Below are 24777 nucleotides of genomic sequence, written 5' to 3' on the forward strand. Positions count from 1 at the left end.
GAAAACTGTATTGTAGTTTATTATCAAGAAAAATTCGATAGATGTAAAGAGAAGAAGTCCGCTAAAAGATTTTTGATAGGAAAAAAGCACCCTTCTTACTGAGTGCTTTTTACGAAAAACTCCATTAGTATTGCATTAACGTCATGATGTCGTAGCCGTCAAGCTTCTTTCTGCCATCCAGATACGTCAACTCAATCAAAAATGCAATCCCTGCCACAACGCCGCCTAATTCCTCTACAAGCTTGATGGACGCTTCAATTGTTCCACCAGTTGCCAGTAAGTCATCTGTAATCAGGACACGCTGACCAGGACGAATCGCATCTTTATGAATCGTTAATACATCTTTACCATATTCCAAGCCGTAATCGACTTTAATGACTTCACGAGGAAGCTTTCCTTCTTTACGAACCGGTGCAAAACCTACACCAAGTGCGTATGCTACAGGGCAGCCAATAATGAATCCACGCGCTTCAGGTCCAACAATGAGATCAATGTCTCTTTCCTTCGCGTATTCAACGATTTGATCCGTTGCATAACGGTACACTTCGCCTTTATCCATTAACGTTGTAATATCTTTAAATTGTACACCTTCCTTTGGGTAGTCAGGTACAACTGTCACATATTGTTTTAAATCCATCTTTTCCTTTTCCTCCTCGTACGTCAAAGCACAGGTGAGACTTCGCTCATCATGCTATTCAGCCATTCCTTCAGCTCTTTAGCTGAGGAATATGTTAGTGTTTGATCGAGTTCCATCAATCGTTGTTTTGCTGTATAGGACGCTGACGCCGTTAAATCTTTTTTAGGGGCATCAAGTACTATTGACAGCACACCATTCTCTATTTTAACAAAACCGAGTTCAAAAAACACCTTTGTCATAAAAATGATTGTATCTTTTGTCCAGCCTCTATGTTTGGCAAGCTCCATTCCTTGTTCTTTGATAGGAAAACTTCCTCGTTTAAACAAGAACCCATAAAACCATTTGAATTGATCACGGCTTGGGAAAGAGGACATAAAATGATCTTCTTTTCTTTGAAAAACCGTATAAATTCTTGCAGGCTTTTGATTTTCTAAAAGCTGCTTCAGCAATTGCTCATCTGCGGGAACATCTGCAAAGACCACATACTTTCCTTGTACATCAAATGTTGATACATTTTCTGCATGAACGTGATGAATGGGGAGATCGACGTCCTGTTTTGTTGCTTCATCAAAACAGACAACCAATGATTTTTCTGAATCAAGTGTCGAAACTTTCTTCTCCCAATCCTTTTTCCCGCGCAGATCAAACAGCTGCCATTCATCAACTCGTGCATCTTTTAACATCAGCTGGGGCTTCTTCCGGTTATTCCATTCATTAACCGACATTTCTCCAATCACAGAAATGCGGCTTCCTGGAACAATTTCCTCTTTTAATTTCCCTTGGTGAAAGCCGACACAGTCAAGCAGTGTGTCTTCGTCTTTCAGAGACATTTTAATATGGTTGTGATTTGCCCCAATCGTTCGGATATCTTCAAGCTTCGCATCTTCAATCATAATGAACGGTTTTGGGTTTGACATACCAAATGGTGACAGCATCCCCGCTTCTTCAATCGCTTGAACCGTCAATTCGTCTATCTTGCACACGGCATCGACGCGCTGAATTGGAATAAAATCTTCTTCCGTCAATGTTTCATTTGCATATTGATTTAATCTTTCCCTTAGTAAAGATACATCATCCGCTCGAAGTGTCATCCCTGCTGCCATCGGATGCCCGCCGAAATGCGGCAGGATGTCGCGGCATTTGCTTAGATGGAAAAATAGATCGAAGCCAGGAATACTCCGGGCTGATCCTTTTGCCATTTGCGTCTCTTCATCTATTCCAAGCACAATCGCCGGACGAGAAAAAGTATCCGTCAATTTAGAGGCAACAATTCCGACAACGCCCGGATTCCAGCCAGCTTTCGCTACAACGATCGCAGACTGGTCATCACCTGCCTCTTCCACCATTTGAATGGCTTCTTCTGTGATCGTACTGACAATCTTTTGTCGTTCTTTATTCAGTTCCTGTACAAAACGAGCGAGCTCTTCTGCTTCATCCTTATCCTCAGTCATCAGAAGATGAACGGCTGGATCTGCCTGTTCAATTCGCCCAACAGCATTCAGCCTTGGCGCAATTTGAAAGCCGACCGTTTCCTCGTTCGCTTCTTCTAGAGTGGCTCCCGCTTCTTTCAATAACGCTTTCAGCCCCGGTCTATTCGACTGCCGAAGCTGCACAAGGCCTTTTTTGGCGAGCCATCTATTCTCATCGTGAAGCGGTACGAGATCCGCGATTGTCCCGATTGCTGCAAGATCTAACAGCTGAACTGGCAGCTCTCCAAGAAGTGCATGCGCCACTTTAAACGCGACACCTACACCAGCAAGTTCTTTAAAGGGATACTCACAGCCAGGCTGCTTAGGATGGACAATGGCAAGTGCCTCAGGCAGCTCCTCACTTGGTTCATGGTGATCTGTAATGATCAGGTCTAACCCTATTTCTTTTGCAATACGTGCTTCATTTACAGCAGCAATGCCTGTATCGACCGTGATGACAAGCGATGCTCCTTGCTCCTTGATATATCGAAAAGCCTGTTCATTAGGTCCATAGCCTTCTTTAAATCGATCTGGAATATAAAAGTCTACTATCGCAGACCGCTCTTTTAATGTATGTAAAAGTACAGACGTACTTGTCACACCATCTGCATCATAGTCTCCGAAGATCACAATCGATTCCTGCTCTTCGATCGCTTTGTTGATGCGCTCTACTGCTTCTTTCATTCCTTTTAATAGGAATGGATCATGAAATTCGGCTTTTTGATCAAATAAAAAAGACCTCGCCTCTTCTACTTCTTCAAGTCCTCTTTTTACGAGAAGCGATGCAGTCAGCGCTGAAATATTCAGATTTTCAGAGAGTGATTTCACTTTTTCTTCGCTTGGATGTTCATATTCCCAGCGCATTTTGGATAATAACATAAATTCACCCCTCAACCACACTATTATACTAGAGTAGCCTGAGGGGTTTCAATTTTTATTTTATGAAATTGTGCTGGAAGATTATTTTTCCTTCCGGTCAAATGATGCTGGCTGTTCTTTTAAAGGCGTGACATGAGATTTTTTTTGAAGGTCTTTGTCTGCCTTTTTCGTCGAAGCAGCAGGTGCAGCGGCTGCACGCTCAGATTTTAATGCTTTTAGTTCACGTTTCAGTTTCACAATTTGGAAGATCCCTGCAAATGCCACAATCAGTCCGCCCATTAAAACTGAACCGATAATGACAAGGATCAGCGGCCATTCAGCCGTTCCAAATAAGTAGTGTACCTCGACAGGCCGTACATTAATCACGGCAAATACTGAGACAATTAATACGAAAATAAATGCGAGTATGATGGTCCATTGTTGTTTGTTCATCTACAAATCCCCCAAGCTTTTTCTTTTATTCTTCCCTTTTCACTGCCTTTTTTAAACACCGATAGAAAGCAGTGGAAGAAAACCTATCAGCATGGGCATGATCAGCTGCTGAGTTTTTCTTTAATCAGATTCTTTAATTCTTTTCTTTCTCCAGAAATGACAAGGGTATCCCCTTCTTCGATGATGGTATCTGGTCCTGGATTTAAAATCTTCTCATGTGATTTTCTCACAATGGCGATGACTGTTACTTGATAGTTTTGGCGAACATTGAGGTCACCGATGCTTTTCTGAACAGCTGGTGCATTCTTTTCAATTTTAAACCATTCAATCACCAGTTCATCAATGGCTACCTCTACGGTTTCAAGCGCTTTCGGCTTATAGACCATGCCGCCTAAAATAGCCGCGATTTGTCTTGCTTCTTCATCGTTTAGCAGGATGCCAGAAATCGTTTCTTCGTGGTCGTCCTCCTGAAAATGATACATTTCTCTTCTGCCGTCATCATGTGTAATGATGGCAAGCTTCTCATTATTTCTTGTGATCATTTCGGCTTTATGACCGATACCTGGCAGTTCAGTTTCCCGAACCTTCATAACAGCCCCTCCAATGAATAAAGCCAAATGCCCTAAACAGACACTTGCTTTCTATACTGGTCTAAACGTAAGTCATTATAGCAAAAGACCATTTCAAGATCAATGAAACCCAAAATGTTTTTTCAAAGCGTCTACTTTTCGGGAAAAACGATAGAAAAAGACTGCCGAAAAAGGCAGTCTTTCTAGATTAAATATCTTGATCTGTATCTATCTTAGCTGGTTTTTTCAGCTCACGGCCTTTCCACATCAGCCAAATTTGTGCCGCGATGTAAAGGGATGAGTATACCCCTGTTAATAAGCCGACAAGTAAGGCGATGGAGAAGTTTGTAATCGACGCTGATCCGAAGATAAGCAGTGCGATCACAACGACAACTACAGTCAGCACCGTGTTGACAGATCGCGTAAAGGTTTGCTGTAAGCTTAAGTTCACAATGTACGATAGATCTTCAATGGTTTTCGGTTTACGTTTCTTCATTTGTTCACGAACCCTGTCGAAGGTAACGATCGTGTCGTTGATCGAGTATCCAATGACTGTGAGGATCGCGGCAATGAAGGTGACATCCACCTCTAAGCGCGTAATACTAAAGAAGGCGACAATAAAGAATGCATCGTACAGCAATGAGGCAATCGCCGCAATCGCCATTTTATATTCAAAGCGGATGGATACATATATAATGATCCCAATTGAAGCAATAATAACGGCATATAATGCATTACGGGCAAGCTCTTTTCCGACAGTCGGAGACACTGTACTTACGTTCGGCTCAGTGCCATATTTATCTTTGAAGTAATCTTTTACTTCAGCAATCTTTTCTTTGTTTGGCACACCGACAAATCGTGCGGCTGCCTGATTTTCTTTTTGACCCGATAACACGACACTGTCCGTCTCAAGACCAAGCTTTTTAAAGTCTTGCTCTACTTGTGCAGTGGTCAGCTTGTGATCGCTTTGAACATCAATTCTCGTTCCACTAGCAAAGTCAATACCAGCATTGAGCTTGAAGATCGAAAGGACGATGATTCCCGCAATAGTAACAGCTATGGAGAAAATCATAAAGCCTTTACGTTTGCTGACGAAATCCCATTTATCAAATGGCGTTTTCGGTTCGGTATTTTCTGTAGTTTCATGAATACTCATGATGTCTTTTTTGCGGACACCAAACCAGCCTTTTTTGCGGTCGAGCGCGCGGCTCTCTACAAGCAGACCAAGAAGGAATCTTGATAGGAATACAGCCGTAATAAAGCTTGTTAAAATGGAAAGGATCAGCATAGTCGCAAACCCTTTTACAGAACTTGTCCCGAAGAAGAAAAGGACGCCCCCTGCAATAATACTCGTTAAGTTTGCATCAAAGATGGTCGCAAATGATCGGCGGTTCCCTGACCTGAAAGCAGAACGGACAGATTTACCGAGCTTAAGCTCCTCTTTGATTCGTTCATATGTGATGATGTTGGCATCAACCGCCATCCCTACTCCAAGAATCAGCGCCGCAATTCCAGGAAGTGTCAGAACAGCCCCCATCCAGTCAAACACCTGTAAGGTAATATAAATATACGTTGATAACGTAATGACAGCAATAAGACCAGGTATTCGGTAATAAAAAAGCATGAATAAGAAAATGAGGGCAATTCCCACAATCCCTGCAAAGACAGTTTCATTTAATGCCTGTTCGCCGAATTGCGCACTCACTGAAGTGGAGTACTTTTCAGTTAATTTCACTGGCAATGCACCAGCATTTAAAATACTTGCAAGGTCTTTTGCCTCTTGGACAGTAAATTTCCCTTCAATTTGTACGTCACTGCTGTTAATCTCTTGATTCACATTTGGTGCAGAGACATACTTGTGGTTCGATTTTGAGACTTCTTTTTTGAAGGAATCTCCTTTATGGTAATCAAGCCAAATGACAAGCTGATTATTTGGTGCCATCGCTGCTACTTTTCTTGTGACGTCACCAAATTTTTTCGCATCTTTTAGTTTAACCGTCACAATTGGCTCATTCGTTTGACTGAATGTTTGTTTTGCACTGTTTTCGACTAAGTCAGCCCCGTTAAGGAGTTCTTTATCATTCGTATCTCTAAAGGATAGCTGTGCTTCAGTGGAAAGAATCTCCCTAGCTCTGTTTTGATCTTTTACCCCTGCAAGCTGCACGCGGATACGATTATTGCCTTCAATCGAGATGTTCGGCTCACTTACTCCAAGCACGTTCGCTCTTCGGTTAAGAGCCTCCACTGTACTAACGAGAACACTATTTGTGATCTTGTCCTCTTTTTTCACTGGATGTACATCATACAGGACTTCAAATCCACCCTGTAAATCCAGCCCTAGCGTCATATCTTTCGCAACAGGCTTTGTTAGTAAGCCTACGCCAGTTCCGATTAACAGAACCACTAAGAAAAACGCAAGAATGCGCCCTTTTTTCATTATGTATTTCCTCCTTAAACACCTGAATCCATTAAGATGGCTTATTTCAACAGTTCATCAAGCATATTCTTGCCATCTTCACTGTCCAAAAAAGCAGACGTTTTAAACGACTGAACGGTTGCATAGTTCATAAATTCGCCTATTTTCACAGATAAAATATCTGCAACCATTACATGAATCGGATACTCTTGTTTTTTCTTCCACTTCTTATTCTCTAAGTATGACCATAATTCCTCTAAATCTACATCTTTATAGCCCAAAACGATGAATTCTTCAAGCTTACTGAACAGAAAAGGCTTTAAATGGTCTTTGTAAATAGCTGCTGGGTGTTGTGTCATTGCGTAGCTCCCCCTTTTCAGTTTTTTATCGAGAGACTTGTCATGCTTGGACGATATACACGCATATCTTATTGTATATGATTCTATGTCGTTTGAGAAGGCAGGTGATCTGTGATTTGACGAAGCAAACGTTTTTAAAGGGGACCATCATTTTAATTTTAGCAGGTTTTATCACGAGAATATTGGGTTTTGTCAATCGAATTGTCATTGCGAGGTTCATTGGCGAAGAAGGGGTCGGGCTTTATATGATGGCTGCACCTACCTTTTTTCTCGCCGTGACGCTCACGCAATTCGGACTGCCTGTCGCTATTAGTAAGCTTGTTGCAGAAGCAGAAGCCCGGGGTGACAAACAGAAAACAAAACGTATTCTGGTCATGTCCCTTGCGATAACAGGAACACTCAGTCTGATTTTCACGCCGCTCTTTTTATGGTTTGCGCCCATCATGGCAGAAAATATGCTGACAGACCCTAGAACGGTCTATCCACTGCTGGCTATTACACCTGTCGTACCAGTCATCGCCATTTCAAGTGTGTTAAGAGGCTATTTCCAGGGCAGACAGCAAATGAGTCCGCTTGCGATGTCTCAAGTTCTGGAGCAGGTCGCAAGAATTTCGCTAGTGGCGGTATGTACAACGGCTTTCCTTCCTTACGGGATTGAATTTGCGGCAGCAGGTGCGATGGTGTCATCTGTGATTGGAGAGATGATTTCACTTGCTTACTTACTGATCGCCTTTCGCTATAAAAAGACCATTCGTATTCGAAAACGATTTTTTAAAGCGATTCATGACGGGAAGGACACATTTAAACAGCTGATGAGCATTGCCCTGCCAACAACAGGCAGCCGTTTTATCGGGAATATTTCGTGGTTTTTAGAGCCGATTGTTGTCGCGCAAAGTCTTGCCATTGCTGGTTATGCGGCTGTAGAGGCGACAAGGCAGTACGGGGAGTTGACCGGGCTTGCTCTGACCCTTTTGACACTGCCTAGTTTTATTACGTATTCACTCTCCACTGCATTAGTTCCGGCGATCAGTGAAGGAATGGAGCAGAACAAACGTAAAACGGTCGAATACCGTCTGAAGCAGGCGATGCGCCTATGTTTACTCAGCGGAGGCATTTCATGTATTATTCTTTTCGTTTACGCAGAAGATTTAACGCTCTTTATGTATGGTTCATCGCACGCGGCCATTTATGTGAAATTCATGGCGCCATTTTTCCTTCTATATTATTTTCAGGGGCCTCTTCAAGCCGTGCTTCAAGCACTCAATTTAGCTGGTGCGGCGATGACCAACAGCCTGATTGGCGCTATTGTAAAAACAGGGATGATTTTTGTTCTTGCTTCACAGCCAGGCTTTGGCATTATGGGCGCTGCACTGGCGATCTTAATCGGTATCATCCTTGTCACACTGCTCCATGCAGCAACTGTTGGAAAGGTGCTGCCTATTCATTTACCATTAAAGGAATATGGACTATGCGTCCTTGTGATTATCAGTACAGGTGCTGTCAGCCTTTGGCTGAAATCTCAAGTAAACGGACTTTTTTCTGCTCCTATTGAACTTGTGACGCTCATTTTCATTACGTGCACGCTGTATGTCATTCTATTAATCTGCCTAGGTCTAGTGAAACGAGAAGAGCTGCGCCGCATCCCGTTCATGGGGAAGCTGTTTTAGCTCATCTCTTTTTGATCACTTCATCTTTCAAATCAATATAAAATGTTTTTTGATTAAAGCTGCAGTAAGAGATTTGTTCGATATCATGATAGCCTCTTTTAGCAAGCTCATCTTTCAGCCACTGTTCATTTTGATTGATTTGCTTTAGGTGGTCATGCTGCACTACACCATCCGCAACAAGTGGAAGCTCAAGCGCTGCATGTTTGCGCTTGTTTTCTTTTTCGACGACGGCGAGCTTTCCAGACGGCTCTAAAATGGCGTAAGAGACATCCTGAATGCTGTCGATGTTATTTTCTCTTAATTGAATGAGCAGGTCATCAAAATTGTATCGCTGTTTTCTCATTGCACCTTCGTCTATTTTCCCATTGATGATAAGCAGGGCCGGTTTTCCGTCAAGAAAGCGCCGGACACCTTGAAATTTTAATGAGAGGTAGGCAAGTGTGATTTGAATGAAGGTTAACAGCAGGATTGGCCATACCGTATGTAACATGTTATCCTCTACTTCTTCTATGGCGAGAACCGCAATTTCTGCGATCATCATAAAAATGACTAGATCTAAAATGCTCAGCTCGCCAATTTCCCTTTTGCCCATTAAGCGAAATATAAACCAAATAAGAAAATATAAGATGATGGTTCTCATGGAAATGATCAAGATGTCCTGCATGTGATGTAAACCCTCCTTCTCCAACATAGCTTGTGTCAAAACACTTTATTTATGTAGAAAAGAAACGTCTGAAACATGTCTATTTTTTCTTCACTGTGAATACATTTTAGTAAAAGACAAGCTTCGTTCAATTGGAGAGGAGACGAATCTACATGCAGGAAACGAAACAAATTGGAAAAGGCATTTTATCCGGCTTAATTGCCATTTTTATCGTGATGGTTGTCACAAGTTTACTTGTGTCACTCATGCTTACATTCACAAGTATGCAGGAATCATCATTTAAATGGATGATTATGATTTTGTCCTTTGCTGCCCTTTTATTAGGAGGCATCATTTCTGGCGGGAAAGCAAAGGAGCGCGGCTGGCTGATTGGTGCGGTCACATCTATCATTTTTTCTCTCACTGTATTTTTATTTCAATATTTGGGGTTTGGAAAAACGTTTTCACCAGAGCAGTTTATCTATCATGGAGCATTTTTAGGCATTTGTATGCTGGGGGGAATGATTGGCGTCAATCTTCGAGGCAAATAAAAAAAGAGCGGTCATATCGCTCTTTTTTTATGGCTATGTATCAGAGGATTAGCCTTTGTCAGCTAATTCTCTAATAGCACGACGATCGAAAGTTAAACGGTTGTTTTCGCTTGTTTTGATGACCACTTTTGATTCATCAATTGAGTCGATTTCACCGTGTAAACCACCGATTGTGACGATTTTATCGCCTTTTGATAAAGATTGCTGCATCTGACGCACAGCTTTTTGTTGCTTTTGCTGTGGACGGATTAACAAGAAGTAAAGCACAGCAAACATGACAACAATCATAATGATTGAACCCATACCACCATCCATTCTATTTCACCCCTTTCTAAAGCATTGTAAAGCCTTTCGTTTATGCGTTAAAAGTTTTTCGCATTCGGTTTGTTAAAGCCGTAACGCTCAAAAAACTCTTCTTTAAAATCACCTAAACGATCCTCACGGATAGCTTCTCTCACTTGCTCCATTAATTTTAACAGAAAATGAAGATTATGATAAGTTGTTAATCGAATTCCGAACGTTTCATTTGTTCGAATTAAATGTCTAATATAGGCGCGTGTATAGTTTTTACATGTATAGCAGTCACAGTTTTCATCGATTGGTCTAAAGTCACGCTCATATTTTGCATTTTTCACAACAAGACGGCCTTCACTTGTCATCAAGGTACCGTTTCTTGCAATTCGAGTTGGCAGTACGCAATCAAACATATCTACTCCGCGAATGGCGCCGTCAATTAAGGAATCTGGCGAGCCGACACCCATTAAGTACCTCGGTTTGTCTGCTGGTAAAAATGGTGTTGTAAATTCAAGTACACGATTCATCACATCTTTTGGTTCCCCTACAGATAAGCCTCCGATGGCGTAGCCTGGAAAATCAAGTGAAACAAGGTCTTTTGCACTTTGTTTTCGAAGCTCTTCGTATTCTCCGCCTTGGACAATCCCAAACAGCCCTTGATCTTCAGGACGCTGGTGCGCTGATAGACAGCGCTCTGCCCACCTGCTTGTCCGCTCCACAGAACGTTTCATGTAATCGTACTCTGCAGGATACGGCGGGCATTCATCAAATGCCATCATAATATCAGAGCCAAGTGCATTTTGGATGTCCATGGCTTTTTCAGGAGATAGGAACAGCTTGTCTCCGTTTAAATGATTACGGAAGTGAACGCCTTCTTCTTCAATTTTTCTAAATTCACTCAATGAAAAAACTTGGAATCCACCTGAATCAGTTAGAATGGCTCGATCCCAGTTCATAAATTTGTGCAGACCGCCTGCTTCTTTTACGATATCGTGACCTGGACGGAGCCATAGGTGGTACGTATTGCTTAAGATGATGCCTGCATCCATTGCCTTTAATTCTTCAGGCGCCATTGTTTTGACTGTAGCCAGTGTACCTACTGGCATAAATACAGGTGTTTCAAAGGAGCCGTGCGGTGTATGAACGCGGCCAAGACGTGCACCTGTCTGTTTACATGATTTAATGAACTCATAACGTATCGGTGATTGCGACAAAAATGAGCCCTCCTGTCTTCGTTGTATAATGTTATTGAATCAGCATGGCATCGCCAAAGCTGAAGAATCGGTATTCCTCTTTCACAGCCTCATTGTACGCTTTTAGTACGTGCTCTCGTCCAGCTAATGCGCTGACAAGCATAATTAACGAGGATTTTGGCAGATGGAAATTCGTGATCATGCCATCAATTGCCTTGAATGTGTAGCCAGGGTAAATAAAGATCGACGTCCAGCCGCTTGAGGCTTTGAACTCACCATCATGTGCACTTGCAATGGTTTCAAGCGTTCTAGTTGACGTTGTGCCGACTGAAATAATCCGCCCGCCTTCCTTGCGAACGCGATTAAGCTCATCAGCTGTTTCTTCATTCATTTCATAAAACTCTGCGTGCATTTCGTGTTCTTCAATACGTTCTGCACTTACCGGCCGAAACGTGCCAAGCCCAACGTGCAGCGTAATGAAAGCAATGTGCACACCTTTTGCTTTCAGCGCATCCAGCAGCTCGGTTGTAAAGTGGAGACCGGCAGTTGGCGCGGCAGCGGAGCCAACCTCTTTTGAATAAACGGTTTGATAGCGTTCACGGTCGTCAAGCTGCTCTTTAATATATGGAGGCAGCGGCATTTCACCAAGGGATTCAAGCACTTCATAAAAAATGCCTGTATATTGAAACTCTACTTTCCTTCCGCCATGTTCCATTTCCTCTGTACATACAGCTTGGAGCCGTCCATCACCAAACGTGATAACCGTCCCTTTTTTCACCCGTTTGGCTGGTTTGACAAGTGTTTCCCAGTTGTCTCCTTCTTCTTGTTTCAATAGAAGAAGTTCAACTTTGGCACCTGTATCCTCTTTCATCCCAAACAGACGTGCAGGCAGAACGCGCGTGTTATTTAGAACGAGACAATCACCCTTTTGAAAATAATCGATGATTTGTGAGAATGTATCATGTGTAATCGCACCCGTTTGTTTGTTTAAGACCATCAGTCTTGATGCATCTCTTTTTTCAAGCGGCACTTGTGCAATTAATCTTTCTGGTAAATCAAAATCAAATAGTTCTAGCTTCATTTCCTTCACCTATTCTGTAGTTAACTAGTTAACGTTATTTCATCCGTCCAAAGATATTCAGTAATATGGTCAGTACGATACTAATGACAATGCATGTAATGACAGGAAAAAAGAACGTTACATTCCCTTTTTTCACAAAAATATCACCTGGAAGCTTACCAACCAATTGAAACACTAATCCTGCGGCAAAAAGGACACCACCTAAAATCATTAATATTTTAGGGAATTCAGTCACGAATCGGAACCTCCATTTGAAAATGTTCATACGCTTCTCTTGTGACGACCCGTCCTCTTGGCGTTCTTTGCAGGAAACCAATTTGCAGTAAGTACGGTTCGTACACATCTTCAATCGTATGTGATTCTTCTCCTATTGTCGCTGAGATCGTATCAAGCCCAACAGGACCGCCTCTAAATTTTTCGATCATACTTAAAAGGAGCTTATGGTCTATATGATCGAGGCCTAGCCTGTCGACTTGAAGACGCTCAAGGGCATCTTCCGCAATGTCCTGCGTAATGGCATGATTCCCAAGCACCTGCGCAAAATCTCTTACTCTTCTGAGCAAACGATTGGCAACCCTCGGTGTTCCCCGGGAACGTCTCGCAATCTCTTCGGCAGAGCGAATGTCGATCCCAATCTCAAACAGCTCGGCTGTTCTTGCCACAATGTGAGCCAAATCTCTTTGCTCATAGTATTCCAATCTTGCATGTACCCCAAACCTATCACGAAGCGGCGCTGTTAACAGCCCGACACGGGTCGTTGCACCTACAAGCGTAAATGGCGGTAAATCAAGCCGTACAGAGCGTGCTGTATCTCCTTTTCCAATGACAATATCTAAACAAAAATCCTCCATTGCTGGGTACAGCACTTCTTCAATTGAGCGCTGCAAGCGGTGAATTTCATCAATAAACAATACATCACCTGGCTCTAAAGATGTTAAGATGGCCGCCAAATCACCAGGACGCTCAATCGCTGGTCCTGACGTTGTACGCAGCTGAACATTCATTTCATTGGCAATGATCGACGCAAGCGTTGTTTTCCCAAGTCCAGGAGGTCCATATAAAAGGACGTGATCAAGCGTTTCCTGCCGCATGCGGGCAGCTTCAATAAATACGCTGAGGTTATCCTTTACTTTTTGCTGACCGATATATTGGCTAAGTGTCTGTGGCCGCAGACTTTGCTCAATGGCTGAGTCATGGTTGTCTGCTTCAGTTGAGACGAGCCGTTCATCCATGAGACATCACCCTATTTCAACATTTTTTGTAATGCTTTTTTCACATATTGATCGGTTGTGAGATTCTTTTCTTCTTTTAATAATGGAAGAACCTTTTTGATTTCACGATCACCGTATCCAAGGACACTTAAGGCTTCAAGCGCTTCATCTAATGCAGTTTGCTGCGTTTCGACCTGAATGTGGTCCTCATGATTAAATAAGTTGCCAATCATTTCTGGCACCACATCTGCCAGTTTGCCTTTTAGATCCAGAATGATTTGACGTGCTGTTTTTTTGCCCACACCAGGGAATTTAATCAGAAAGGCTTCATCTTCACGTTCTATCGCTGAAATGACAGCGCCAGGATCACCGGAAGCAAGAATCGCGAGTGCGCCCTTTGGCCCAATTCCTGTGACATTTAACAGTTTTGTGAACAGCGCTTTTTCTTCTCGTGTTTGAAAACCGTATAACGAAAAGGCGTCTTCCTTTATGTAATGATACGTATAAATCGTTTCTTGTTTATTTACTCGATAGATAAACGGGTTTGGGGTATAGACTTGATATCCCACTCCGCCGTTTTCAATGACAACATATTGCGGGCACACATAATCAATGGTCCCTTTTACAAACTCTATCACCGTTTTCACCTCTTTGACTGTTCTTCATTGTAACATAAATCGAAGAGAAAACCGCAATAAAAGTTAACATACGTTCGCTCAGTATATTTTTATGATAAAACCACGAAAAACAGCTTGCGGTCTTCACACCAGCAAGCTGTTACACGCTTTAAAACGATATTTCATTTCGATAAGGCTTCATGACTTCAAGCACATGCTCAAATTCATCCTTTGTTCGAAAAGGAATGCCTTGCTCAAGCTGCTTTTCCACATGGCTTTCTAAACGGGACGTATCAATTTGAAAAAAGAGATGAATAGGCTCCGCCCAGCCGTCAGGCCTTCCATGAAACGTAGAAATCACACCGTCCTCTGATAATCCGATATATCCATTTGCTTTACTTAATGGAGAGATATCATCAATTTGCTTTCTAAAAAGGGCAAAATCCTCTTTTTGTTCTACCAGCGTCCAGCCTTTATACTGCGCCCAGAATGTGTCTTTGTCTTCTAATGATGCCCGGTGCCTTTCAATACTCACATCGCCGTCTAGATAGACTTTTTCAAGCTGGATGGTAATAGAGTCTGACTGCTTTTGCAAGTGTTCTTTCCCTTCCATATCCGCAGCGAAAAAAAGCACACTTGTCATGATAAGTCCTGTAACGAAACATTTCATCTTCACTTTCACTATTTACACCTCTTTAGAACATGAGATCGATGCATGACATATGTAGTTTGACCCATTTTTCTAAACATTAACCAAATCGATGATTCAAATGTATGTTAAGAGTCTTTCGTTGTATCCTTCATTCGTAAATGTTATGTTTTATACAATCCATTGCTTTATCGAATGACACGGTTTTTTCATCATTCGTTTTTCAGCCGCATAAACTGAAACCAAAGAAGGTGAAGTCAATGTCAGATGTCAAAAGATTAGCCGAATCGATTCAGTATCATGAAGAGAAACGTTTTCATAAGCTTGCCTATAAACCGGCAGAGCTTGAACTGTGCGGCAAAGGAAGAAGTGCCTATGTCTTTTTATACAAAAAAGACGGCAAGAAAATGGCACTAAAAGTCTTTTTCCCTTCTTATCAGCATATTGCCCGCAAAGAGGCTGCCATTTACGAAAAACTTTCTGGTTCGTCTTACTACCCTGAGATTTATGAGTCTGGGGATCAGTATATTTTAATGGAATATATTAAAGGCTACACATTCTATGAATGCCTTACAAAAGGAATTCCTATTAAAAAACAAATGATTGAACAAGTCGATGATGCGCTGGAGGAAGCGCGTGAGAAAGGATTGAATCCTTCTGACATCCATCTGCGCAATCTGATCTTAACAAAAGAAGGACGGATCAGAGTCATTGACGTTGCCAGATTCACGCAAACGAAAGCATGTCATCAATGGGATGATTTAAAAGCCGCTTATGCCTATTACCAAAAACCTTTTTTCCCTAAAAAAGCACCGCGTCTGTGGCTTGAAGTCATTGCTTATTTGTATAAAAAGAACTGGCTGTCCCGCGGGCAGCTTAATAATCGAAATGATTTTTCTGCATAATGAAAGCCGCTCTCTTTTGAGCGGCTTTCTGCGTTATTCTGTTTCTACATGGATACTATTGACGTTTAATAGGTTAATGATTTCATTATTCAGCTTAAACCAATGATTGGCTTCTTCAATTTTTTTATACACATCATAGGTAGCTGGACGTTTGAGCTCGAAATCAAGCACTTCCCCATTGTTCATATGAAATGTTACCTTAAATACTTTCATCATAAGATCACCTTCCACTCTTCTTGTTCGCTGGTCAAATAGATCAGCTCTTTTCATTCATTCTCTATTGAACTCGTTTCCCCTCCTTGTTTCCATTCAAACCCAAGAAGTTTAAATTTTGTTTAAATTCACACAACATATCTATCTCTCATATCTGCAAAGAAGTATATTGGTTAAAAAGGAGGCTGCCCTTGATGAAGCAGAAAAAGAAACGAACATCTCCAGAAAGAAAAACAGTCTTTTTTCATTTAACAGATGCCCTCATTCCAAGTGTGGACATGATGGCATATGCAGCAAAGGCATTTTTTCACCTTTTAAGAAAAGCCTTCTCAGCCGTTTGATAAAACCCCGCACAGCATCGTGCGAGGTTCTTTTTTTAGGGCTGATAAATTTGACTTCCCTGGCTGACAAACTCCCTCGCCTTCTTTTCCATCTCTCTTTTCACTTCTTCAGATTGATTACGGATATCATGAGAAATTTTCATACTGCAAAACTTCGGTCCGCACATCGAGCAAAAGTGAGCGGTCTTAGCGCCTTCAGCAGGCAATGTTTCATCATGGAACGCCAAGGCTCTTTCTGGATCCAATGACAGGTTGAATTGGTCCCGCCATCTAAATTCAAATCTCGCTTTTGATAATGCATCATCACGCTTTTGAGCAGCAGGATGTCCTTTTGCTAGATCAGCGGCATGTGCGGCAATTTTATAAGCGATCACGCCTTCTCTCACATCTTCTTTGTTCGGCAGACCTAAATGCTCTTTTGGCGTTACATAGCAGAGCATGGCTGTTCCGTACCAGCCGATCATGGCAGCGCCGATGGCGGATGTAATGTGATCATACCCCGGCGCGATATCTGTTGTAAGTGGCCCTAACGTATAAAAAGGTGCTTCCTTGCAAATATCCATTTGCTTATCCACATTCTCTTTGATTTTATCCATTGGGACATGTCCAGGCCCTTCAATCATTACCTGCACATCATGTTTCCAAGCGATCTCTGTTAACTCACCTAACGTTTCAAGCTCTGCAAACTGCGCTTCATCATTGGCATCAGCAATCGAGCCTGGTCTAAGTCCGTCTCCAAGAGAAAAGGCGATATCATACGTTTTCATAATTTCACAAATGTCTTCGAAGTGCGTGTAGAGGAAATTCTCTTGATGATGAGCAAGACACCATCTTGCCATAATTGCACCGCCTCTTGAAACAATTCCGGTCACCCGATCAACTGTGAGCGGAATATATCTTAACAGCACGCCCGCATGAATTGTGAAATAGTCTACACCTTGCTCTGCTTGTTCAATTAATGTGTCCCTATACACTTCCCACGTCAAATCTTCTGCGACTCCATTCACTTTTTCAAGGGCCTGATAGATAGGAACGGTTCCTACTGGGACTGGGCAATTTCGAATGATCCATTCTCTCGTTGTATGAATATCCTTTCCAGTAGACAGATCCATCATTGTGTCTGCCCCCCATCTGATCGCCCACGTCATCTTTTCTACCTCTTCATCAATGGATGACGTGACAGCTGAATTGCCAATATTCGCATTGATTTTGACATGAAAATTCCTTCCGATAATCATTGGTTCACTTTCTGGATGGTTAATATTCGAAGGAATGACGGCTCTTCCGCTCGCTACTTCCTCTCTAACGAATTCAGGGCTTAGCTCTTCTCTTATTGCGATAAACTCCATTTCAGGCGTAATGATGCCTTTTTTGGCATAATGCATTTGCGTCACACACGCACCTTGTTTCGCACGGAGCGGTATATGATGAAAATCAGTCTGGATAGAATGGAAGGACTCCTTCTCCCTTGAACGATATCCGTTATCTTCCGGTTTTACATAACGCCCTTCATAGCTTTCTGTATCTCCTCTTTCTTCAATCCATGCTGCCCTAAGACGCTTTAATCCCTTTGTGACGTCAATATGAACGTTCTCATCGGTGTATGGTCCACTTGTATCATATACACGGACTGGTTCATTTTGAATGTCGCCCGCCTCTGTCACAGTATGTGAGAGCGTAATCTCTCTTTTTGGCACTAAGATATCGGGTCTTGACCCTTTCTCATACACCTTATGGCTGCCGTCAAAGCTGGATAATAATGATTGGTTGGATGGGACACTTTTCTTTTCTTTCATTTGCTGTTCTCTCCTTTTCTTCTTGTCACCGGACAGGATGGAATCAGCACCAGCAAAAAACCAGGCTCTATTTAAAGAACCTGGTTTCGTCGTCAGAAATAAACATGCATATCATTGATATGATCCATGCATCATCTTCAACTTCCCCACGCTGGTACGAGCCAGATCAGGTCCAAAGGGTTAAGAAGCTTATGCTACTCTCTCAGCCCATTTACGGGCACCCCTAGTCACTTTTATTGATTTCCACATCAGTGTAGCATAGAGACATCATGAAAAAAAGAAGATTCAGGAAAACAGTTCCTTTCACCTACAAGCGTTATAGATCATGTTGATATACAGACTTCTATACATAATCTGTCTCTCTCATTTCAATTAAATCTGAAATAATCGTTGATCCTTTTCTCCTATTATGTATAATTAATCTAAACGGAGAATTTTTATACAATTTAATCAAAGGAAGTTCTAGTCGATTGCAAACATTTCTCACATTTATCGTCGTAGGATTCTCAATTGCTCTGCCTGTTGGAGCAATCACGGTTGAAATGACAAAACAGGGACTCAAAAACGGATTCTTTCATGGTTTAACTGTCGGAGCAGGCGGTATGACCATAGACTTATTACTTATTTTGGCTTTATATGCTGGATTTGCTCAGTTTTTATCTTTGCCGTTTGTTCAAATCCCGCTCTGGCTGATCGGAGCTGTATTTCTAATGATTCTCGCATACGATTCCATTAAAAATGCGGATCAAGATATCCATTTAGCAGGAGAAAAGGTCAATAAATCATTCGCAAAAACATATCGAAACGGCTTGCTCGTGGCGGTATCTCCTGGAAATCTTGTGTTCTGGGTTTCTGTTTTTGGGGCTGTACTTGCGGATGCGTATACAAAAACAGATTCATCTGAATTTATGCTGGCTGCCGGCGGTATTTTGGCAGGGATTCTCCTTCATGACATTGGTCTTCTCACACTTGTATCGTTAACAAGAAAAGTGATGAATCGAACGATGATCAAGTGGACATCCATTATTGCTGGTATTTTATTACTAGGGTTTGGCTGTTATTTCTTTTACGAATTTTATATAGGCATCAAGGTTTATTTTTAAAAAAAGGCTAAAGTTCGTAGTGAACTTTAGCCTTTTTGTGTCTAACTATCGGGTCATGCCTGTTTGGCCTGTTTCAAATTGCGTTCTTCTCATATCTCTAAAGCGTGTGAATGCACCTTCATCTTTTATGACTTGGACTGCTCTTCCATCCGCATAACGAGTCGCTGCTTCTTCTACTTGTGATACACCTTCTGACGTCAGGCGGCCATCTGATTTAATGGCAATATACACATTCTCATCCGTCACCATGACTTGAGAGTCTGCCACGTGATTCATTTTATTGATGCGGTTGGCAATTTTTCTTGAACGCTGGATGTTCTCTTGTTTATCGTAGCCTGAGAACGACATTTGGTTATGATAGTTCATATCTCCATGACTGTAGCGTCCATCTCCACCTGTGAGAGGCATTCGATCATCAGCTTGAGGACGTGTACGGTAATCAACATTTGTTGTATTTCTCCCGTTCATTCCCTCCATGAGTTCAGAAACTGGTCCTTGATGATCTTGGTTGTTGTCTTCCGCTCGTTGATTCGAATGATAACCAACCGGCTGACCTGATTGATTATGACGTGTATCGACACCTGCGTTATTATTTGCACCACATGCTGTTAAACCAATAGGAAGAAGCACTAATGCGATTGTTTTTTGCCATTTTTGTCTCAAACGAAAAACCCCCTGTACAAATTCAATCTCATGAGCGCGAAACAGGCTCTGTTTTAGCATGTACAGTTAGGAAAAAAATCAAGCTGTCAGTTATAAACAAAAAAAGGAACGATTGAGATCGTTCCTTCTGTCATTAATCTTCTTCTTCTTCCTCCGGCCTTGCAAAAACGGATTGACCTGGATATGGCTGCATGTAAGGCTGAGCTGGATAAGCCCCCATTTGGCCATAAGGAACAGGATTCGGATAATGTCCTGGCCAAGGCTGATGATGCTTCATGCCATCATCGCATCCGCAATCTTCCTTGCCATATGCTGCATTTGGAACGTTTGGATAAAAGCCTTGATTTGCGTTGGCATTTGCATTGGCGTTTGGATGCGTATGGTGATGCCAGTGATGTCCGTCGTTTTCATGGTGCTCATAATTTTCTCCGTAGTAAGCAGGCGCTTGATACGCAGGATAATACGGATGAGCCGGGTATGGATATGGCATCATATGATGATGATAATATGGATGGATAGGATAACATAAGCCTGATCCCGGTAAAATTGGCGATGCCGGCACCATTTGCTGCGGATATGGATACATCGCCGGCATGTAATGACCATGACCATAACCAAAATAAGGATCATATGGTTCATGATGATGATGCTGGTGATGATGCTCGTTATTTTCAGCCACTCCCCCTACCGCTGCCCCTCCCACATTTGGCATTTGCGGGAAGTTAGGAAGGTTCGGATAATTGCCATGCTCCATGTCTTTTCCCTCCTCTTTTTGATGCGGAATATGAATAAATGGATCATACCCCTTTGCCACTTCATCTTTTAGATGACCTTTATTTTCATGATGCAAATGGTCCTTGTGATCTTTATGTTCCTTATTTTCATGATGGACATGACCCTTGTTATCTTTGTGGTCTTTATTTTCATGATGAAAATGATCCTTGTGATCCTTTTTGTTATGAACATGATCTTTCTTCTCATGAACGTGATCTTTTTTTTCATGATGATCTTTTTTGGGAGGAGGTGTGAATGGCTGGTAGAGATTGGTCTGATAATAGTTCACATCCACTTGCGGAAAAACTGGCTGCTCGATTTTTGGCACTGGCGGTACATATGGTACCGGTTCATTTGGCTTTTCCTTCGGTTTCGTATCTTGCACTTGCACAACATCTTTTGGCTTTTCTTTCACATACGGATGTTCTTTCGTTTTTGGCATTTCTTTTGCTTTGTGATGATCTGTTTTCACAGGAACACCACTAGATGGAATTTTAATCTTCATACCCGGCATGATCAAATCAGGATTACTGAGCTGTGAATTTAGTTTTTTCAATTCTTGAAAGTCGACTCCGTATTTCTTTGAAATTTTCCAAAGGGAGTCTCCTTTTTGCACAATATGAATTTTCAACGTTTTCCCCTCCTATGCAAAACGTGAACGTAACGGTTATGTCAGAAGTACAATATGTTTCAACATAAATTTATGCCTATTTACAAGCCGATATGATAAAAACTTGTTTTCTGATAGGAGGGGCTGATTCATTATTTAATGGCGAGCATTTTCTCGAGTGCAAGCAAAGCGTCTTTCGTGATGTCTTCATTGACCTGTATCAACCCGACCGGCTGACCCTTCTCAATGCTTTCCAGTGACCATAGCAAATGAGGCAGATCAATCCGGTTCATAGTCAAACATGGACACATATCTGGGTTAAGGGATTCAATTTGTTTATCTGGGTGCTGCGCTATGATCCGTTTGACTAAATTCATCTCTGTTCCAATCGCCCATTTGCTTCCTGCTGGCGCCTGTTTAATCGTATCAATAATAAATTTCGTTGAACCTGCTAGGTCAGAAGCCCTTACGACCTCATGCGTGCATTCAGGATGAACAAGAATTTGAATGTCACGGTCTTTTTTTCTCATGTCTTCTATATTTCGAACGGTAAACTTCTCATGTACGGAGCAATGGCCTTTCCATAAAATCATCTTAATACGGGAAAGCGGCTGATCGGTGATGAGCTTTTCTTCTATCTGATCCCAGACAGCCATTTCTTCTAGCGGAATACCTAAATCAAATGCTGTATTACGCCCTAGGTGCTGATCAGGGAGAAACAGAATCCGCTCTTTTTGTGTCAGCGCCCACTCGAGTACTTTTTTAGCATTTGATGAAGTAACTGTTGCCCCGCCATGTTTGCCAACAAATGCTTTAATGTCTGCTGTTGAATTGACATACGTAAGCGGAAGTATTGTATCGCCAAACAAATCAGTGAGCTGCTCCCATGCTCTGTCTGTTTGTTTCATATTTGCCATATCTGCCATGGAACAGCCTGCCCTCATATCTGGCAATACAACGCTCTGATTCTTGTTTGACAGCATATCTGCCGTTTCCGCCATAAAATGAACACCGCAGAACACAATGTATTCAGCCTCATGATTGTCAGCAGCTATTTGTGCCAGCTGCAATGAATCTCCTGTTGTATCTGCAAATTCAATGACCTCATCCTTTTGATAATGGTGGCCTGGTATAAAAAGCTTTGAGCCAAAAGCCCGCTTAATGTCTAACACTCGCTGCTTCATCTCATCAACAGAGCGGTGTTTATATTCATCTGGCATCATGACTGCATGTTGATTGGCTAATACATTAAGCATGGACATGAGTTGTTCCCCCTTTATGACTGAATTCCATATTCATACTAAAATCAAATGCTGGAGCAGAATGTGTCAGAAAGCCAAGTGAAATAAAATCGACTCCTGTCCCCCTGTAGCTTGGCAATGTCTCTAGCGTGATGCCTCCTGAAGCCTCTGTCAGAATGGACTCTGGTGTCATTTGTTTAAAACGTTTTACCTCGTCCGGAGAGCAGTTATCAAACATGATGACATCCGCTTTTGCATCAATGGCTTCTATAAGCTGCGTTTCTGATTCAATTTCCACTTCAATTTTCACCATATGACCGGCATATGCTCTTGCTTTCTCTACAGCTTCACGGATAGAACCGCATGCCGCAATATGATTATCTTTAATCATCACCCCATCCGATAAGCCAAAGCGATGATTCTTTCCACCACCTGTTTTCACTGCGTATTTCTCTAACATACGCAGGCCGGGTGTCGTTTTTCTCGTATCACAAATCGTAATAGACGGGTCAGCTAATCTGCGGACCGCCTCATGTGTTAAGGTAGCGATACCTGTCATTCGCTGCAAAAGATTTAAAATGACCCTCTCTCCCTTTAATAAGTCGTTGACTGGGCCCTTTATTTTCGCCAGTACAGCGCCTGAATGAATCCAATCACCTTCTTGAAAATACAGCTCAGTTTGAATCTGTTCATTCAACAGGCGGTACCCTAGATCAATCACTTGTGATCCTGCCAATACACCAGATTGTTTCGCAATGATAAAAGCTGTTCCCTTCTTGTCTCCAAAGATGGCATCTGCTGATACATCTCCAAAGCCAATATCTTCTGTGAAAAAATGAGTGAGCATTTGTTTTAACTGTAAACGTTCCATTTGGCACCGATCCTTTCATTTTTCATGATATGAATGTGACCTTTTTCATGAACAATCTGCCTGCCCCGCCACAACGCATCGCTCCGCTCTGGATAATCCATTCGATAATGGCCGCCTCTGCTTTCTGTACGGAGTAATGCAGATTTGGCAAGGCAAACCGCTAATGCCCATTGATTGCTTAATTCGATCTGTTCATTTGTGATATCCTTCACATTAATTTGCTGAAAATTGACACGTTGTAACGAATGAAGTAAAGTCTGCAAGCCTTTTTCATCTCTCACAATGGCCGCAAATGTAGTCATCCATTGTCTCAGCTGAGTTGTTGAAATCATTGGAACCATCCATATTTCTTGAATTGAAAAAGGTGGACTTGTTTCTTTCTGTTTAGGCAGTTGTTCAATTCTCTGTGCCGCTTTGCTGCCTAACACGAGACCTTCCAGAAGAGAATTACTCGCCAATCGATTCGCACCGTGTAAGCCAGTACAGGCCGCTTCTCCAATGGCAAATAGCGCTGGAACAGTCGTTTCTCCATATTCATTGACGCTGATGCCGCCCATTAAAAAGTGCATACCGGGGGAAATTGGCAGCCTGCCGCTTTCCATATCGACGCCTGCACGCTGGCACATCTGAGCAATGGCTGGAAAACGAGCTGAAAAATGCGGAATATCATGGATGTTAAGATACAATTGATGACCTAATTGCTGCTCATGAAAAATAGCTCTAGCGACCACATCTCTAGGTGCTAAATCAGCTTGTGGGTGAATACCTTTCATGATCCGCCTGCCTGTTTCATCTTCTAAATAAGCTCCCTCTCCCCGTACTGCCTCTGAAATGAGGCCAACTGCTTTTCCAGCTATTGTTAAAAGAGTTGGATGGAATTGAACAAATTCGAGATCCACTAATTGTGCCCCGGCTCGATAGGCCATCATCAGTCCGTCTCCTGTGATAGAAGGATCATTTGTATTTGTCTCATACAGGGAGCCGCAGCCGCCAGTTGATATAACAACGGCATCTGCGGTCATTGTTTGTACGTGTCCTGTCTCGTCTTTCCATACAACACCCTTGCATATCCCTTCATGAACCAATAGATCAATGACATGATGATATTCATATAAATGAATATGTGAGCCGAGCTGACTTTTCAGATACTGTACAAGGGTTTTCCCTGTTTGATCTCCTCCTGCATGCAAGATGCGATGAGTGGTGTGTGCCCCCTCTTTGCCTAATTGCGGCTCTCCAGCCTCATCTTGATCAAATGGACAGCCATCTGCTACGAGCTGCTGCACAAGATGTTTTCCAAGTCTCACGATTTCTTGTACGGTTCTTTCATCATTGTGGTCACAGCCAGCATCTAGTGTATCTTGCACATGCTGCTCAACTGAATCATGTGCTGAAAAGGCAGCAGCAATTCCACCTTGTGCCAGCATGGAATTACTAGATGAACATTGTTTTTTTGTCATCATGATGACCTGGCAGTTTTTCGAGATATTTCTTGCAAAGGAAAGCGCTGCAATGCCTGATCCCACCACAATGACTTTTTTGATTGATGACACCATTGCCCCTCCTGTCATTTACACCTGTCTTGACACATAT

The 24777-nt window shown here is 42.2% G+C and carries 26 protein-coding genes and 1 riboswitch; of the genes, 5 read left to right on the plus strand and 21 right to left on the minus strand.

Annotated features, from left to right (window positions below; translation table 11 throughout):
• Positions 1-124 precede the first annotated feature (124 nt).
• The 6 genes from MHB67_RS12330 to MHB67_RS12355 form a co-directional block, all read right to left on the minus strand.
• The gene (locus tag MHB67_RS12330) at positions 125-637 is read right to left on the minus strand and encodes an adenine phosphoribosyltransferase (RefSeq protein WP_024423133.1); all 513 of its coding nucleotides are present in this window, start codon (positions 635-637) and stop codon (positions 125-127) included.
• A 23-nt stretch (positions 638-660) separates the two neighbouring features.
• Positions 661-2985, minus strand: a complete 2325-nt coding sequence (gene recJ / locus MHB67_RS12335; protein WP_103131891.1) for a single-stranded-DNA-specific exonuclease RecJ — start codon at positions 2983-2985, stop codon at positions 661-663.
• Positions 2986-3066: 81 nt separating this feature from the next.
• Entirely contained in the window at positions 3067-3417 is a 351-nt protein-coding gene (locus MHB67_RS12340) for a lipopolysaccharide assembly LapA domain-containing protein (protein WP_103131890.1), read from the minus strand.
• Positions 3418-3518: 101 nt separating this feature from the next.
• Entirely contained in the window at positions 3519-4007 is a 489-nt protein-coding gene (locus tag MHB67_RS12345; RefSeq protein WP_024423136.1) for a cation:proton antiporter regulatory subunit, read from the minus strand.
• A gap of 187 nt (positions 4008-4194) precedes the next feature.
• Positions 4195-6423, minus strand: a complete 2229-nt coding sequence (gene secDF / locus MHB67_RS12350) for a protein translocase subunit SecDF (protein ID WP_103131889.1) — start codon at positions 6421-6423, stop codon at positions 4195-4197.
• A 41-nt stretch (positions 6424-6464) separates the two neighbouring features.
• Complete coding sequence (locus MHB67_RS12355; RefSeq protein WP_103131888.1) at positions 6465-6761, minus strand: post-transcriptional regulator; 297 nt, start codon at positions 6759-6761, stop codon at positions 6465-6467.
• A 116-nt stretch (positions 6762-6877) separates the two neighbouring features.
• Between MHB67_RS12355 and spoVB the strand changes: the two genes are divergently transcribed.
• Positions 6878-8428, plus strand: coding sequence for a stage V sporulation protein B (spoVB, locus tag MHB67_RS12360; RefSeq protein ID WP_025092429.1), 1551 nt, complete (start codon positions 6878-6880; stop codon positions 8426-8428).
• Position 8429: 1 nt separating this feature from the next.
• Here the strand turns inward: spoVB and MHB67_RS12365 are convergent, their stop codons facing one another.
• The gene (locus tag MHB67_RS12365; RefSeq protein WP_024423139.1) at positions 8430-9092 is read right to left on the minus strand and encodes a DUF421 domain-containing protein; all 663 of its coding nucleotides are present in this window, start codon (positions 9090-9092) and stop codon (positions 8430-8432) included.
• 152 nt (positions 9093-9244) lie between these two features.
• On the opposite strand from MHB67_RS12365, the gene MHB67_RS12370 reads away from it, so the two are divergent.
• Complete coding sequence (locus tag MHB67_RS12370) at positions 9245-9622, plus strand: TIGR04086 family membrane protein (RefSeq protein WP_024423140.1); 378 nt, start codon at positions 9245-9247, stop codon at positions 9620-9622.
• A 48-nt stretch (positions 9623-9670) separates the two neighbouring features.
• Here MHB67_RS12370 and yajC read toward each other — a convergent pair whose 3' ends face one another.
• The 7 genes from yajC to MHB67_RS12405 all read right to left on the minus strand — a co-directional run bounded on the left by yajC (position 9671) and on the right by MHB67_RS12405 (position 14688).
• Positions 9671-9937: a preprotein translocase subunit YajC gene (gene yajC / locus MHB67_RS12375; RefSeq protein WP_008360993.1), complete on the minus strand. Its 267-nt coding sequence runs from the start codon at positions 9935-9937 to the stop codon at positions 9671-9673.
• Positions 9938-9984: 47 nt separating this feature from the next.
• Positions 9985-11130 carry a tRNA guanosine(34) transglycosylase Tgt gene (tgt, locus tag MHB67_RS12380; protein WP_073206504.1) on the minus strand — a complete coding sequence of 382 codons (1146 nt, stop codon included), beginning with the start codon at positions 11128-11130 and terminating at the stop codon, positions 9985-9987.
• A 31-nt stretch (positions 11131-11161) separates the two neighbouring features.
• Positions 11162-12190 (minus strand): tRNA preQ1(34) S-adenosylmethionine ribosyltransferase-isomerase QueA, encoded by a 1029-nt coding sequence (queA, locus tag MHB67_RS12385; RefSeq protein ID WP_024423142.1) that lies wholly within the window; start codon positions 12188-12190, stop codon positions 11162-11164.
• Between the two features lie 34 nt (positions 12191-12224).
• Positions 12225-12425, minus strand: a complete 201-nt coding sequence (locus tag MHB67_RS12390; protein ID WP_012010741.1) for a DUF2905 domain-containing protein — start codon at positions 12423-12425, stop codon at positions 12225-12227.
• The gene (ruvB, locus tag MHB67_RS12395) at positions 12418-13422 is read right to left on the minus strand and encodes a Holliday junction branch migration DNA helicase RuvB (RefSeq protein WP_103131887.1); all 1005 of its coding nucleotides are present in this window, start codon (positions 13420-13422) and stop codon (positions 12418-12420) included. Before ruvB ends, MHB67_RS12390 begins: the two co-directional genes overlap by 8 nt.
• 11 nt (positions 13423-13433) lie before the next feature.
• Positions 13434-14039: a Holliday junction branch migration protein RuvA gene (gene ruvA / locus MHB67_RS12400; RefSeq protein WP_024423144.1), complete on the minus strand. Its 606-nt coding sequence runs from the start codon at positions 14037-14039 to the stop codon at positions 13434-13436.
• 148 nt (positions 14040-14187) lie between these two features.
• A complete protein-coding gene (locus MHB67_RS12405; RefSeq protein ID WP_073208378.1) occupies positions 14188-14688 on the minus strand; it encodes an intercompartmental signaling factor BofC in 501 nt (166 codons plus the stop codon).
• Between the two features lie 239 nt (positions 14689-14927).
• On the opposite strand from MHB67_RS12405, the gene MHB67_RS12410 reads away from it, so the two are divergent.
• A complete protein-coding gene (locus MHB67_RS12410; RefSeq protein ID WP_034279877.1) occupies positions 14928-15572 on the plus strand; it encodes a serine/threonine protein kinase in 645 nt (214 codons plus the stop codon).
• Between the two features lie 33 nt (positions 15573-15605).
• On the opposite strand, the gene MHB67_RS12415 is transcribed toward MHB67_RS12410, so the two are convergent.
• On the minus strand, positions 15606-15788 hold the full coding sequence (locus tag MHB67_RS12415) for a hypothetical protein (RefSeq protein WP_008342761.1): 183 nt from the start codon (positions 15786-15788) through the stop codon (positions 15606-15608).
• A gap of 191 nt (positions 15789-15979) precedes the next feature.
• On the opposite strand from MHB67_RS12415, the gene MHB67_RS12420 reads away from it, so the two are divergent.
• Entirely contained in the window at positions 15980-16126 is a 147-nt protein-coding gene (locus tag MHB67_RS12420; RefSeq protein ID WP_167364625.1) for a hypothetical protein, read from the plus strand.
• 35 nt (positions 16127-16161) lie between these two features.
• Here the strand turns inward: MHB67_RS12420 and thiC are convergent, their stop codons facing one another.
• Entirely contained in the window at positions 16162-17922 is a 1761-nt protein-coding gene (gene thiC, locus MHB67_RS12425) for a phosphomethylpyrimidine synthase ThiC (RefSeq protein WP_103131886.1), read from the minus strand.
• Positions 17923-18048: 126 nt separating this feature from the next.
• Positions 18049-18157: riboswitch (TPP riboswitch) on the minus strand.
• A 235-nt stretch (positions 18158-18392) separates the two neighbouring features.
• Here thiC and MHB67_RS12430 point away from each other — a divergent pair.
• The gene (locus MHB67_RS12430; protein ID WP_024423148.1) at positions 18393-19025 is read left to right on the plus strand and encodes a LysE family transporter; all 633 of its coding nucleotides are present in this window, start codon (positions 18393-18395) and stop codon (positions 19023-19025) included.
• A 45-nt stretch (positions 19026-19070) separates the two neighbouring features.
• Here MHB67_RS12430 and MHB67_RS12435 read toward each other — a convergent pair whose 3' ends face one another.
• From MHB67_RS12435 to nadB, 5 genes are all read right to left on the minus strand, one after another.
• Entirely contained in the window at positions 19071-19688 is a 618-nt protein-coding gene (locus tag MHB67_RS12435) for a YhcN/YlaJ family sporulation lipoprotein (protein ID WP_024423149.1), read from the minus strand.
• Positions 19689-19821: 133 nt separating this feature from the next.
• Positions 19822-21093 (minus strand): SafA/ExsA family spore coat assembly protein, encoded by a 1272-nt coding sequence (gene safA / locus MHB67_RS12440; RefSeq protein ID WP_073206510.1) that lies wholly within the window; start codon positions 21091-21093, stop codon positions 19822-19824.
• Positions 21094-21224: 131 nt separating this feature from the next.
• A complete protein-coding gene (nadA, locus tag MHB67_RS12445; RefSeq protein ID WP_044331573.1) occupies positions 21225-22334 on the minus strand; it encodes a quinolinate synthase NadA in 1110 nt (369 codons plus the stop codon).
• Positions 22321-23184 carry a carboxylating nicotinate-nucleotide diphosphorylase gene (nadC, locus tag MHB67_RS12450; protein ID WP_133744254.1) on the minus strand — a complete coding sequence of 288 codons (864 nt, stop codon included), beginning with the start codon at positions 23182-23184 and terminating at the stop codon, positions 22321-22323. Before nadC ends, nadA begins: the two co-directional genes overlap by 14 nt.
• A complete protein-coding gene (nadB, locus tag MHB67_RS12455) occupies positions 23166-24740 on the minus strand; it encodes an L-aspartate oxidase (protein WP_342492541.1) in 1575 nt (524 codons plus the stop codon). The genes nadC and nadB overlap by 19 nt, the downstream gene beginning before the upstream one ends.
• Positions 24741-24777 lie beyond the last annotated feature (37 nt).

It is taken from the genome of Bacillus sp. FSL H8-0516 (assembly GCF_038635285.1).
Taxonomy (GTDB): domain Bacteria; phylum Bacillota; class Bacilli; order Bacillales; family Bacillaceae; genus Bacillus; species Bacillus safensis.